At 70.3% G+C, this 13,377-nt stretch carries 11 protein-coding genes; 3 read left to right on the top strand and 8 right to left on the bottom strand.

All coding sequences use genetic code 11. The annotated features are described in order from the left end of the window. Complete coding sequence (locus OG247_RS09315) at positions 1-633, top strand: response regulator transcription factor (RefSeq protein ID WP_327251795.1); 633 nt, start codon at positions 1-3, stop codon at positions 631-633. A gap of 265 nt (positions 634-898) precedes the next feature. On the opposite strand, the gene hisS is transcribed toward OG247_RS09315, so the two are convergent. Both hisS and OG247_RS09325 read right to left on the bottom strand, forming a co-directional pair. Beyond that, a complete protein-coding gene (hisS, locus tag OG247_RS09320) occupies positions 899-2,158 on the bottom strand; it encodes a histidine--tRNA ligase (RefSeq protein WP_327251796.1) in 1,260 nt (419 codons plus the stop codon). 10 nt (positions 2,159-2,168) lie between these two features. Continuing rightward, positions 2,169-2,879 (bottom strand): MBL fold metallo-hydrolase, encoded by a 711-nt coding sequence (locus OG247_RS09325; RefSeq protein ID WP_274547944.1) that lies wholly within the window; start codon positions 2,877-2,879, stop codon positions 2,169-2,171. A gap of 153 nt (positions 2,880-3,032) precedes the next feature. Between OG247_RS09325 and OG247_RS09330 the strand changes: the two genes are divergently transcribed. Continuing rightward, positions 3,033-3,815 (top strand): peptidylprolyl isomerase, encoded by a 783-nt coding sequence (locus tag OG247_RS09330; RefSeq protein ID WP_327251797.1) that lies wholly within the window; start codon positions 3,033-3,035, stop codon positions 3,813-3,815. Between the two features lie 209 nt (positions 3,816-4,024). Continuing rightward, the gene (locus OG247_RS09335; protein WP_327251798.1) at positions 4,025-5,254 is read left to right on the top strand and encodes a DUF349 domain-containing protein; all 1,230 of its coding nucleotides are present in this window, start codon (positions 4,025-4,027) and stop codon (positions 5,252-5,254) included. Positions 5,255-5,326: 72 nt separating this feature from the next. On the opposite strand, the gene OG247_RS09340 is transcribed toward OG247_RS09335, so the two are convergent. From OG247_RS09340 to ruvB, 6 genes are all read right to left on the bottom strand, one after another. Continuing rightward, complete coding sequence (locus OG247_RS09340) at positions 5,327-7,762, bottom strand: RelA/SpoT family protein (protein ID WP_327251799.1); 2,436 nt, start codon at positions 7,760-7,762, stop codon at positions 5,327-5,329. 299 nt (positions 7,763-8,061) lie between these two features. Further along, the gene (locus OG247_RS09345) at positions 8,062-8,616 is read right to left on the bottom strand and encodes an adenine phosphoribosyltransferase (protein ID WP_243334256.1); all 555 of its coding nucleotides are present in this window, start codon (positions 8,614-8,616) and stop codon (positions 8,062-8,064) included. Further along, positions 8,613-9,665, bottom strand: a complete 1,053-nt coding sequence (gene secF / locus OG247_RS09350; protein ID WP_327251800.1) for a protein translocase subunit SecF — start codon at positions 9,663-9,665, stop codon at positions 8,613-8,615. Before secF ends, OG247_RS09345 begins: the two co-directional genes overlap by 4 nt. Before the next feature lie 3 nt (positions 9,666-9,668). Further along, entirely contained in the window at positions 9,669-11,456 is a 1,788-nt protein-coding gene (secD, locus tag OG247_RS09355) for a protein translocase subunit SecD (protein ID WP_327251801.1), read from the bottom strand. Positions 11,457-11,610: 154 nt separating this feature from the next. After that, the gene (gene yajC, locus OG247_RS09360; protein WP_327251802.1) at positions 11,611-12,078 is read right to left on the bottom strand and encodes a preprotein translocase subunit YajC; all 468 of its coding nucleotides are present in this window, start codon (positions 12,076-12,078) and stop codon (positions 11,611-11,613) included. Between the two features lie 165 nt (positions 12,079-12,243). Further along, positions 12,244-13,305, bottom strand: a complete 1,062-nt coding sequence (gene ruvB / locus OG247_RS09365) for a Holliday junction branch migration DNA helicase RuvB (RefSeq protein WP_327251803.1) — start codon at positions 13,303-13,305, stop codon at positions 12,244-12,246. Between the last annotated feature and the right edge of the window lie 72 nt (positions 13,306-13,377).

The following is a 13,377-nucleotide window of genomic DNA, read 5'->3' on the forward strand; positions in this document are numbered from 1 at the left end:
ATGATCCGCATCCTGCTGGCCGACGACCACCCGGTGGTACGGGAGGGTCTGCGCGGCATGCTCGCCGCCGAACCGGACCTGGAGGTCGTGGCGGAGGCCTCGAGCGGCCCGCAGGCGGAGGCGCCGGCCGCGCGGTTGGCCCCCGAAGGCGGCCTGGACCTGATCCTGATGGACCTGCGGATGCCGGGCGGCGACGGAGTCGAATCGATCGCCCGCATCACGGCGGCCCGGCTGCCGGTACGGGTCGTGGTGCTGACCACGTACGAGGAGGACCGGGACATCCTGCGCGCGGTGGAGGCGGGGGCGGCGGGCTACCTGCTGAAGGACATGGCGCGGGCGGAACTGGCGGCCGCGGTCCGCGCGGCGGTGCGCGGCGAGACGGTCCTCGCCCCGACGGTGGCGGGCCGCCTGGTGGACCGGCTCCGGACCCGCCCGTCGCTGCCGCGGCTCTCCGACCGGGAGGTGGCGGTGCTCCGCCTGGTCGCGGAGGGCGCGACGAATGCCGAGATCGGGCGGCGGCTGTTCGTGGCGGAGTCCACGGTCAAGACGCACATGCTGCGCATCTTCGGAAAGCTGGAGGTCACGGACCGCACCGCCGCCGTCACCACGGCCATGCGGCACGGCTTGCTGTAACGGCGTCCGCTGCGCGGGGCCTTCCCCCACCCCGCCCTTTCTCCGTTTCCTGGGGCCCCGCCCCAGACCCCGCGCCTCAAACGCCGGCGAGGCTGGATTTGCCGGCTCCGCCGGGCAAATTCAGCCCGCGCGGCGTTTGAGCGCACCGGGCGCGCAGCGCCCGGTATCGGGGTCCGGGGCCTAGCCCCGGGAAACGGCGAAAGGGCGGGGCGGGGAGAGTGCCGCGCAGCGGATCCCCCGGCCCCGCCCCACCAGGCGGCGAGCCTCAGGCCAGCTTCGCCCGAACCGTCTCCACGAGATCGGCGACGGCCACCGGGGTCTGCTCCCCGGACTGCATGTCCTTCAGCTGGACCACGCCCTCTTCGAGGTCACGGTCCCCCGCGACCACCGCGAACCGCGCCCCGCTCCGGTTCGCGTCCTTCATCGCACCCTTGAGGCCCTTGCCCCCGTAGGAGATGTCCGCGGCCACACCGGCCCGCCGCAGCTCGGTCACCAGACCGAACAGCACCGGCTTCGCCGCGCCGAGCGCCACCGCGAAGACGGAGGTCGCGGACGGGATGTCCAGTTCGACGCCCTCCGCTTCGAGCGCCAGCACCGTACGGTCCACGCCCAGCGCCCAGCCCACGGAAGGCAGCGCCGGTCCGCCGATCATCTCGGAGAGGCCGTCGTAGCGGCCGCCGCCGCCCACCGCGGACTGGGAGCCCAGACCGTCGTGGACGAACTCGAAGGTGGTGCGGGTGTAGTAGTCCAGGCCGCGCACGAGCTTCTCGTCGTCCTCGAAGGCGACCCCGGCCGCCGTCACCAGCGCCCGCACCTCCTCGTGGTACGCCTTGCAGGCGTCGCAGAGGTAGTCGCGCAGCATCGGGGCGCCGACGAGTTGCTTCTGCACGTCGGCCCGCTTGTCGTCGAGCACGCGCAGCGGGTTGATCTCGGCCCGGCGCACGGTCTCCGCGTCCAGGTCGAGCCCGCGCAGGAAGGCCTGGAGGGCCTCCCGGTACACCGGGCGGCACTCCTTGTCGCCGAGCGAGTTCAGCAGGATGCGGAAGTCGCGCAGCCCCAGCGAGCGGTACGCCTGGTCGGCCAGGATGATCAGCTCGGCGTCCAGCGCCGGGTCCTCGGCTCCGATCGCCTCGGCGCCGACCTGGGAGAAGTGGCGGTAGCGGCCCGCTTGCGCCCGCTCGTAGCGGTAGTAGGAGCCGGAGTACCAGAGCTTGACGGGCAGGCCGCCGAGCTTGTGCAGGTTGCCCTGCAGGGCGGCGCGGAGCACGGAGGCGGTGCCCTCGGGGCGCAGCGCGAGCTGGTCGCCGCCCTTCGTGGTGAGGGTGTACATCTCCTTGCTGACGATGTCGGTGGACTCGCCGACTCCGCGCGAGAACAGTTCGACGTTCTCGAAGCCGGGGGTCTCGACGTACCCGTAGCCGGAGTTCTTCAGGGGCGCGGAGATCGCCTCGCGCACCGCCAGGAAGGTGGCCGAGCGGGGCGGCAGCAGGTCGTACGTGCCCTTGGGGGCCTGAAAAGTACTCACGAAACTCTCGTCACATTCCTCGTCGTGGAGACGTGAAGCCGTCTCCCAGGCCGGCGGCCACCTGCCGCAGGTACGGGTTGGTGGCTCGCTCACGGCCAATGGTCGTGTGCTCGTTGTGTCCGGGCAGCACCACGGTCGAATCGTCGAGCGGCAGGCACACGCGGGCCAGCGACTCGAGCATGTCGGCGTGGCTGCCGCCGGGGAAGTCCGTACGCCCGATGGAGCCGGCGAAGAGCAGGTCGCCCGAGAACAGCAGCGGCGGGATGTCCGCGGCCGCGGGCATCCCGAAGGTCACCGACCCCCTGGTATGGCCGGGGGCGTGCGACACGGTGAGCTCCATGCCGGCCAGGGCGAGCCGCGCACCGTCGGTGAGCTCCTTGACGTCGGAGGGCTCCCCCACCGTGAGCTCGCCCATGAGCTGGGCGCCGAGGGAACGGCCGAGGGCCTTCTCCGGGTCGCTCATCATGAAGCGGTCCTCGGGGTGGATCCAGGCCGGTACGTCGTGTGCTCCGCACACCGGGACCACCGAGGCCACATGATCGATGTGGCCATGGGTGAGGACGACCGCGACGGGCTTGAGCCGATGCTTCTTCAACGTCTCTTCGACACCCTGGGTGGCCTGGTGGCCCGGGTCGATGATGACGCACTCCTCACCGGCGGCGGGGGCGACCACGTAGCAGTTGGTCCCCCAGGCCCCGGCGGGGAATCCGGCAATCAGCACGTTCGTCCTCAATCGTCGTCCGGCGGGAGGCTGCAGTTCGGAATGCTGCTGCTCAGAGCGTACCGGCGCCGCTCATTACACAGCGAACCCATATACGGTACGGCCTAACCCAGCCCGGACAGTGGTACCAGATACGCACAAGGAGACGACCCGGTGGTCACGAGCGATCAGCGGCGGCGCCAGCTCGCCAGGGAAAAGTACGAACGCCAGCAGCAGCGGCGTGCCGAGGCGCGGCAGAAGTCGCGCAAGCGGCTGGCCGTGATCGGTGCGGCGGTGGCCGTGGTCGTTGCCGCGGTGGTCGGCCTCGTGGCCGGCGGTGTGTTCGACAAGGACAAGAAGGACGAGGCGGCCGACCCGGCCGCGACCCCCTCGGCCCCGCCCACCCCGCAGCAGTCCGCCTCCCCGGCGATGGCGATCGACGCCAAGGCGAAGTACACCTTCGACCTGAAGACCAGCGCGGGCGACATCACGTTCGAGATGGACGCGGCGAAGACCCCGCAGACGGTCAACTCGTTCAAGTCGCTCGCCGACAAGAACTTCTTCGACAACACCAAGTGCCACCGCCTGACGACGGGCAGCATCTTCGTCCTGCAGTGCGGTGACCCGCAGGGCACCGGATCGGGCGGCCCCGGCTACACCATCGCCGACGAGAACCTCGACGCGCTGGGCAAGCCCAACGCGACGGGCCAGGTCATCTACCCGGCGGGCACGGTGGCGATGGCCAACACCGGCCAGCCCGGCTCGGGCGGCAGCCAGTTCTTCCTGGTCTACAAGGACAGCCCGCTCGCCCCGACGTACACCCCCTTCGGCAAGATCGACGCGGCCGGCCTGAAGGTGCTCGAAGAGGTGGCCAAGGCCGGTACGGCCGACGGCGGCCAGGACGGGGCCCCCAAGACCCCCGTGACCATCGAGAAGGGCACCGTCACCAAGAACTGACCGGGACCGGGCGCCCCGGGCCCGGGCTGTCTCCTCGAATTCCTCGACGGCGCTCCGGTACGGCGATATTCCGTCGTGCTGGATGCGGACAGCCGGCCCGGCGGTCGCCTATGTTGGCGTTGTGCAGGGCGGGCGCGGCCCGCCCCAGGAAACTGTGGACGATGCCCAGGGGGTGAACCCCTCGCAAGGCATCAGGTGGAGGAGGCGCTGTGAGCAGCGACCCGTGGGGCCGAGTCGACGAGACCGGCACCGTGTACGTGCGAACTGCGGATGGCGAGAAGGTCGTCGGCTCGTGGCAGGCCGGCACCCCGGAGGAGGCCCTGGCCTACTTCGAGCGCAAGTACGAGGGCCTGGTGGTCGAGATCGGCCTCCTCGAGCGACGGGTGCGGACCACCGATCTGGCCGCCAAGGACGCCCAGACGGCCATCGAGCACCTGCGGACGCAGGTGGACGAGCACCACGCCGTCGGCGACCTCGACGCGCTGCGCGTCCGGCTGGACAAGCTGGTGTCGACCGTGGACTCGCGCCGCGAGGAGCGCAAGGTCCAGAAGGCCAAGCAGACGGACGAGGCCCGTACGGCCAAGGACGCGCTGGTGGCCGAGGCCGAGGAGCTGGCGCAGAGCGACCAGTGGCGCAGCGCCGGCGAGCGGCTGCGGGCCCTGGTGGACATCTGGAAGGGTCTGCCCCGCCTCGACCGCAAGTCGGACGACGAGCTGTGGCACCGCTTCTCGCACGCCCGCTCCGCCTTCTCCAAGCGCCGCAAGGCCCACTTCGCCTCGCTCGACGCGCAGCGCGAGGACGCCCGCAAGGTCAAGGAGAAGCTGGTCGCGGAGGCCGAGTCGCTGTCGAAGTCGGCCGACTGGGGTCCGACGGCCGCGCGCTACCGCGAGCTGATGGAGAACTGGAAGGCCGCGGGCCGCGCGCAGCGCGAGTCCGAGGACGACCTGTGGAACCGTTTCCGCGGCGCCCAGGACGTGTTCTTCGCGGCCCGCAGCGAGGTCTTCGCGGAGCGCGACGCCGAGCAGGTGGAGAACCTGAAGCTGAAGGAGGAGCTGGCCGACGAGGCCGAGAAGCTCGTCCCGATCACGGACCTGAAGGCGGCCCGTGCCGCGTTCCGCTCCCTGAACGAGCGCTGGGAGGCCATCGGCCACGTACCGCGGGACGCGCGTCCCAAGGTCGAGGGCCGGATGCACACCGTCGAGCGGGCCATCCAGGAGTCCGAGGAAGGCGAGTGGCGCCGTACGAACCCGGAGGCGCGGGCCCGTGCGGCCGGTCTGACGGGTCAGCTGCAGGCGGCGGTCGACAAGCTCCGCGGCCAGATCGACGCGGCGCGCGCGCAGGGCAACAACTCCAAGGCCGACAAGCTGTCCCGGGAGCTGGAGGGCCGTCAGGCCCTGCTGGACCAGGCGCTGAAGGGCCTCGAGGAGTTCGGCGGCTGATGTCCCGGCCGTCAGGCACGTGAAAGGGTCCCGGTACGCACTGCGTACCGGGACCCTTTCACATGTGCGGTATTACGGCCTGCGGGCCGAGGTCACGCGGTAGACGTCGTAGACGCCCTCGACGCCCCGTACGGCCTTCAGGACGTGGCCCAGGTGCTTCGGGTCGCCCATCTCGAAGGTGAACCGGGAGGTGGCCACCCGGTCGCGGGAGGTCTGCACGGCCGCCGACAGGATGTTCACGTGCTGGTCCGACAGGACCCGGGTGACGTCCGACAGGAGCCGGGACCGGTCCAGCGCCTCGACCTGGATGGCGACCAGGAAGACGGAGGACTGGGTGGGCGCCCATTCGACCTCGAGCATGCGCTCGGGCTCCTGGGAGAGGGAGTCCACGTTGACGCAGTCCGCGCGGTGGACCGATACGCCGCTGCCGCGCGTGACGAAGCCGACGATCGGGTCGCCCGGCACCGGGGTGCAGCAGCGGGCCAGCTTGACCCACACGTCCTCGACGCCCTTGACCACCACGCCGGGGTCGGCGTTGCCGCGGCGGGTGCTGCGGCCGCGGGCCGGCGGGATGGTGTCCTCGATGTCCTCGTTGGCCGCGTCCTCGCCGCCGAGGGCCTGGACCAGTTTCTGGACCACGTTCTGCGCGGTGACGTGGCCCTCGCCGATCGCCGCGTAGAGCGAGGAGATATCGGGGTAGCGCATCTCGTGCGCGAGGGTGACGAGGGAGTCCCCGGTCAGGATGCGCTGGATCGGCAGGTTCTGCTTGCGCATGGCCCGCGCGATGGCGTCCTTGCCGTGTTCGATCGCCTCGTCCCGGCGCTCCTTGGAGAACCAGGCGCGGATCTTGTTGCGGGCCCGGGGGGACTTGACGAAGCCCAGCCAGTCGCGGGACGGGCCGGCGCCCTCGGCCTTGGAGGTGAAGACCTCGACCAGGTCGCCGTTGTCGAGGGTCGATTCGAGCGGTACGAGCCGCCCGTTGACCCGTGCCCCTATGGTCCGGTGGCCGACCTCGGTGTGGACGGCGTACGCGAAGTCGACGGGGGTGGCTCCGGCCGGCAGGGCGATGACGTCGCCCTTGGGCGTGAAGACGAAGACCTCGTTGCGCGAGAGGTCGAAGCGCAGGGAGTCGAGGAACTCGCTCGGGTCCTCGGTCTCCTTCTGCCAGTCCAGCAGCTGGCGCAGCCAGGCCATGTCGTTGACGGTGTCGTGGCCCGCGCTGCCCTTGGCCGCCTGCGGCACGTCGGTGCGTACCTTCGAGGTGCCGGCGACGGTCTGCTGCTTGTACTTCCAGTGCGCGGCGATGCCGTACTCGGCACGCCGGTGCATGTCGAAGGTGCGGATCTGGAGCTCGACGGGCTTGCCGCTGGGTCCGATGACCGTCGTGTGGAGCGACTGGTACATGTTGAACTTCGGCATCGCGATGTAGTCCTTGAACCGGCCGGGGACCGGGTTCCATCGCGCGTGCACGGTGCCGAGGGCGGCGTAGCAGTCCCGGACGGTGTCGACGAGGACCCGGATGCCGACCAGGTCGTAGATCTCGGCGAAGTCGCGGCCGCGCACGATCATCTTCTGGTAAACGCTGTAGTAGTGCTTGGGGCGCCCGGTGACGGTGGCCTTGATGCGGGCGGCGCGGAGGTCGGCCATCACCTCGTCGGTGACGACGGTGAGGTACTCGTCGCGCTTGGGCGCCCTTTCGGCCACCAGCCGTACGATCTCGTCGTACATCTTGGGGTAGAGGATCGCGAAGGCGAGGTCCTCGAGCTCCCACTTGATGGTGTTCATGCCCAGCCGGTGCGCCAGCGGGGCATAGATCTCAAGGGTCTCGCGGGCCTTCTTCTCCTGCTTCTCCCGCTTGAGGTAGCGCATGGTGCGCATGTTGTGCAGCCGGTCGGCGAGCTTGATGACCAGGACCCTGGGGTCCTTGGCCATCGCCACGACCATCTTGCGGACGGTCTCGGCCTGGGCGGCCTCGCCGAACTTGACCCGGTCGAGCTTGGTGACTCCGTCGACGAGCAGGGTCACCGCGTCGCCGAAGTCGCGTCGCAGGTCCTCCAGCCCGTACTCGGTGTCCTCCACCGTGTCGTGGAGCAGCCCCGCCATCAGCGTGGCCGGGTCCATGCCCAGCTCGGCGAGGATCGTGGTCACCGCGAGCGGGTGGGTGATGTACGGGTCGCCGCTCTTGCGCTTCTGGCCGCGGTGCCAGCGCTCGGCGACCTGGTAAGCCTGCTCGATCTGGCGCAGGGTGGCCGTCTCGATCTTCGGGTCGTTGCTGCGGACTATGCGGAGCAGCGGTTCCAGGACCGGGTTGTACGGGTTGGAACGCTGGCCGCCGAGGCGGGCCAGCCGGGCGCGCACCCGATTGGAGGACCCGGCCGACTTCGCGGACGCGGGCTTGACCAGCGGGGCCGGCGGAGCCGGCGGGGGCGTGGCGGCGGCCGCCGCGGCCGGCTGCTCGGCCTCCGGGTCAGGCTGCGCGGCGGAGATTGGCTGGACCTCGTCTGGCAAGAGCGCTCCTCAGGGGGTCCCCCCGCACGGAGTGTGGGGGAGGATCCGGTGCCCGTGTCCGGTCCGGATAACCCATCGTAGCGAGGGTTCCGCCACCCCGTTCCCCGAGTCCACCCCGACTCCTACCGGGCCCGGCCGCATCCAGCCCGTCCGGCGTCTGAGGACCGGGGTCTGGGGCGGAGCCCCAGGGACCCGGCGGAAGAGCGGGTGGGGGACAGACGCCGCGTAGCAGCCCGCACACGCCGAAGCGGGCGCGCTCCGGGGTTTCCCGGTGCACGCCCGCTTCTGGAACAGCGAGGTCAGACCACAATCAGCGCGTCGAGCGGAGCATCGCCCAGCGTCGGCGCCAGCCGCTCACGGCCCGGCAGGAACGAGAGTTCCATCAGGACCGCGACCCCGGCGACCTCCGCCCCGGCTCGCCGGATCAGCTCCAGCGAGGCGGCCGCGGTGCCACCGGTGGCCAGCACATCGTCGATGACCATGACCCGGTCGTCGGCGCACAGCGCCTCCGCGTGGATCTCGATCTCCGCCGACCCGTACTCCAGGTCGTAGGACTGCAGGAGCGTCGCCCCGGGCAGCTTCCCGGCCTTGCGGACCGGCACGAAGCCGATGCCCGCCTGCACGGCCACCGGAGCCGCCAGGATGAATCCCCGCGCCTCCAGCCCGACGATCTTCGTCGCTCCGTACTGCCCGGCCAGGGCCACCAGCGCGTCGGTGAGGGCGCCGAACGCCTTCGGGTCGGCCAGCAGCGGGGTGATGTCCTTGAACATCACGCCCGGCTTCGGGTAGTCCGCCACGTCCGTGATCCGGCTGAGCAGCAGGTCCCGTACGCCGGAGGGAAGCTCCGCGGTCACCGGCGCCGTCCCGACCGGCCCTGCGCCACGACCTCGGGCGCGCCTTCGGTACCGGCGTCCTCGGGCGATTCGCCCCTTGCCTCGGCCGACGCCCGCTTCGCGAGCACCCGCTTCTTCAGGGCCTTCATCGCCGGCTCGCGCTCCTTCAGGTCCACGACCAGCGGGGTCGCGATGAAGATCGACGAGTAGGCGCCGGCCGCGAGGCCGACGAAGAGCGACAGCGAGATGTCGTTGAGCATGCCGGCGCCCAGGAAGCCGCCGCCGATGAAGAGCAGCGCCCCGACCGGGAGCAGCGCGACGACGGTGGTGTTGATGGAGCGGACCAGGGTGCCGTTGATGCTGCGGTTGGCAACCTCGCTGTACGTCCAGCGGGTCTGCTTGGTGATGTCCTTCGAACCCTCCTTGAGACCGTCGAAGACGACGACGGTGTCGTAGAGGGAGTAACCGAGGATGGTCAGCAGACCGATGACCGTACCCGGGGTCACCTCGAAGCCGACCAGCGCGTAGACGCCGACGGTGATGGTGAGGTCGTGGATCAGCGCGATCAGCGCCGCGATCGCCATCCGCCACTCGAAGGCGATGGCCAGGTAGATCACCACGAGGACCATGAAGACGCCGAGGCCCGTCCAGGCCTTGTTGGCGATCTGCTCGCCCCAGCTGGGACCGACCAGGTCCGCGTTGATCTGACCCGCGTCGATCTTGAAGCCGGCGGCGAGCTTGGCCTTCACGTCGGCTGCGGCGTCGGTGTCCAGATCCGAGATCTGGATGCGCAGTCCGCCGGTGCCGAGCTTCTGGACGACCGCGTCGTGGCCGGAGGCCTCCTCCGCGTCCTCGCGGGCCTGGGTCTCCGAGATGGAGGTCTTCGGGGTGGTGAAGACGGCACCACCCTTGAACTCGATGCCCATGTTGAGGCCCTGAACGGCCAGGGCCACGATCGCCGTGATGGTGATCAGGATGGAAACGCCGTACCAGACGAAGCGCTTGCCGACGAAGTCGTAGCCGACCTCACCTCGGTACAGCTTGGCGCCGAGATCTCCGAGCTTCGACATCTCTCACGCCTCCTTTGCGTCGACGGGAACGGAGACGGTCGCGGCGGTCGCGTCGGAGCCGGTACGACGCGAGCGTCGCAGCGGCGGCTTCGCGCCCAGTCGCTTCGGGTCCAGCCCGGACCACGGATGACCGCTGGCGAAGAAGTTCGTACGAGCCAGCAGCGTCATGACGGGCTTGGTGAAGAGGAACACCACGACCACGTCGAGCAGGGTGGTCAGACCCAGGGTGAAGGCGAAGCCCTGCACCTTGCCGACGGTGACGATGAACAGCACCGCGGCCGCCAGGAACGACACGAAGTCGGAGACCAGGATGGTGCGACGGGCACGGGGCCAGGCGCGCTCGACGGCCGGACGCAGGGTGCGGCCCTCGCGGATCTCGTCCCGGATGCGTTCGAAGTACACGATGAACGAGTCGGCGGTGATGCCGATCGCGACGATCGCACCGCAGACGGCCGGCAGGTTCAGCGCGAAGCCGATGCCCTTGCCCAGCAGCGCCATGATCGTGTAGGTGAGGATGCCGGAGACGATGAGGCTGATGATGGCGACGAACGCCAGGCCCCGGTAGTACGCCAGCAGGTAGATCACCACGAGGGCGAGGCCGATGGCGCCGGCGATCAGACCGGCCTTCAGCTGCTCGCCGCCGAGCGCGGCGGAGACGGTGGTGACGCTGTCCTCCTGGAAGGACAGCGGCAGGGCGCCGTACGAGAGCATGTTGCCCAGGTCCTGCGCGGACTGCTGGTTGAAGCCGCCGGAGATCTCGGCGTTGCCGCCGGTCAGTGCCTGGCTGACGGACGGGTCGGAGATGACCTCGCCGTCGAGCACGATGGCGAACTGGTTCTGCGGGGCCTGCTTGGCCGCGAGCTCACCGGTGATCTTGGCGAACTTGTCGGCGCCCTTGTCGGTGAACTGCATCGTGACGATCCACATGCCGCGCTGCGGGTCGATGATGCCCTTGGCGTCCTTCACGTCCTGGCCGTTGACCTGCGCCGGGCCGAGCACCCACTTGTACCAGACGCCGTCGCGCTTGCCGCAGGCGAGCGTCGGGTCCTCGGGCTTCACGTTCTTGGTGACCGCGGTGCGCTGTGCCTCGTCGCTGCAGTTCAGCGCGGCGAACTTCGCCTGCAGGTCCGCGGCTGCGGCCTGGTCGGCGCTCGGCGCGGACGGCGACGTCGACGGGGTGGCCTTGTCGTCTGCCTTCTTCGACCCGCTCGCCGAGGGCGAGGGAGAGGGTGCGTTCGGGGCCTTGAGGGCCTCACTGACCGCACGGCCCTGGGAAGTGGCGCTGGACGACGGGGTGGCCGCACTGGCGGACGGGCTGCCGGAGCCGCTCGGGGCGGCGCTCGGGGAGCCGCTCGGGTTGGCCTCGGGGGCTGCCGGGGCACCCTCCGCCGTGGCGAGCACGGGGCGGAAGTACAGCTGGGCGGTGGTACCGACCTGGTCGCGCGCCTGCTGCTCGTTCGTCCCCTTGGGGATGTTCACGATGATGTGGTCGCGGCCCTGCTTCTGGACCTCGGCCTCGGAAACGCCGAGACCGTTGACGCGGCGTTCGATGATGCCGATCGCCGTGTTCATGTTGGTCTCGTTGATCGCGTCCGGCTTGCCGGGCTCGCTCTTGGCCTTGAGCGTGATGCTCGTACCGCCGGCGAGGTCGATGCCGAGTCGCGGCGTCGTCTGCTTCGTGAGGAACATCCCCGCGGTGAGCGCCACCATCGCGATCAGGATGATGGCCAGGGAACGCCCCGGCCTCCCCTGAGCCCCCGTGGGCCGCCGGCCCTTCTTCGGTGCTGCCACCTTGTCGTATCTCCCTGTCCAACCGTCCCGCGCCGGGTCAGCGCGTGGACGGCCACCGAAATGTGTGTGGGGACCCCTGCCCCCCGCAGAAGGGTCACTGGCGGGGTCCGCCGGGGCTGCCGGTCAGGCGCCCCGCACGGTCCCCGGCCCAGCGCTACTTCGCGCCGGCCTCGCCGTCGGTCTTGCCGTCCTTGGGCTCGTCGCCCTTGGGCTCATCCGCCGCGGGCTCGTCGGCCTTGGGCTCGTCCTTCTTGCCCAGGTCGAGCTTGGGGGCCTCGTCCCCGGTCAGGGAGGACGCGTCGTCCGGGACGACCGGCGTGTCGATCGTCAGATCATCGGTGATGCCGTGGACGATGCGGTTGTACTCCTCGTCCTCCAGCACGGCGCCGATGGAGTTCTTCGCGTAGAGCGCGTAAACGCCGGGGGCCACCTCGAGCGTGACGGTGTCCTCGCCGATCTCCTTCACCGTGGCGTACATGCCGCCGATGGTGCGGACGCCGGTGCCGGCGGTCAGCTGGTCGCGCATCTGCACGGCCGCCTGCTGCTTCTTCTTCTGGCTGCGGGTCAGCAGGAACATCGCCCCGATGATCAGCACGAACGGAAGGAGGGACATGATATTCAAGGGACGCAGGTCCTTCGCATCGACCGCACAAGCGCACGGCCTTGGTACGGGGGGTGGGTAGGCCGACCGTAAGGGTCGGCATCGGCGGAGTCTAGGCGAGTCCGCACCGATGGAACAACGCCCAGCATGTCACCGCAGTTCCTGAGGGGACGAACGTCCGCGCCGTCAGGTCCCGAAGAGGCCCTGTTGTCCGCTTGATCCGTTCCCGCCCTGCTGTGGCGGAACAAGTCCCAGGTGAGCCCATGCGGCCGGGGTCGCGACCCGCCCCCGCGGGGTCCTGGCCAGAAGCCCCTCCCTGACCAGGAACGGCTCGGCCACTTCTTCCACGGTCTCCCGCTCCTCGCCGACGGCGACGGCGAGCGTCGAGAGGCCCACGGGGCCCCCGCCGAAGAGCTTCAGGAGCGCCTCCAGGACGGCCCGGTCCAGCCGGTCGAGCCCGCGCTCGTCGACCTCGTAGACCTTCAGGGCGGTGCCCGCGACCTCGCGGTTGATCACGCCGTCCGCCCTGACCTGGGCGTAGTCACGGACGCGGCGCAGCAGCCGGTTGGCGATACGGGGGGTTCCGCGCGAGCGGCCGGCGATCTCGGCGGCGCCGGCGGTGTCGATCTCCACGTCGAGGAGCCGGGCGGAGCGGTGGATGACGCGCTCCAGCTCCTCGGGGGCGTAGAACTCCATGTGACCGGTGAAGCCGAAGCGGTCGCGCAGCGGCGGCGGGAGCAGACCGGCGCGGGTCGTGGCCCCGACGAGGGTGAACGGGGGCAGTTCCAGCGGGATGGCGGTGGCTCCCGGGCCCTTGCCCACGATCACGTCGACGCGGAAGTCCTCCATGGCCATGTAGAGCATTTCCTCGGCCGGCCGGGACATGCGGTGGATCTCGTCGAGGAAGAGGACCTCGCCCTCCTGGAGGGAGGAGAGGATGGCGGCGAGATCGCCCGCGTGCTGGATGGCGGGGCCGGAGGTGATCCGGATGGGCGCGCCCATCTCGGCCGCGATGATCATGGACAGGGTGGTCTTCCCCAGGCCCGGGGCGCCCGACAGCAGCACGTGATCGGCGGTGGCGCCGCGCTGGCGGGCCGCCTTCAGGACGAGGTCCAACTGCTGGCGGACCTTCTCCTGCCCGACGAACTCACCGAGGTCCTTGGGCCTCAGTGCCGCCTCGACGGCAGTGTCCTCGCCGTCCGCCGCGGCTGCGACGATCCGGTCGTCGCTCTCGTCATCCCAGTTCACGGTGTCAGTCTGCCTTCTCGGGGTGAAGCGGTGGTCCGTCGTGTGCGGGCGGCCCTGCGGGGCATTCTCCCC

The sequence above is a fragment of the Streptomyces sp. NBC_01244 genome (assembly GCF_035987325.1).
GTDB lineage: Bacteria > Actinomycetota > Actinomycetes > Streptomycetales > Streptomycetaceae > Streptomyces.

Coding starts and splice junctions, on each gene's coding strand:
- secF (WP_327251800.1), bottom strand. CDS start 9,665: ATGTCGAAGCTCGGAGATCTCGGCGCCAAGCTGTACCGAGGTGAGGTC.
- OG247_RS09315 (WP_327251795.1), top strand. CDS start 1: ATGATCCGCATCCTGCTGGCCGACGACCACCCGGTGGTACGGGAGGGT.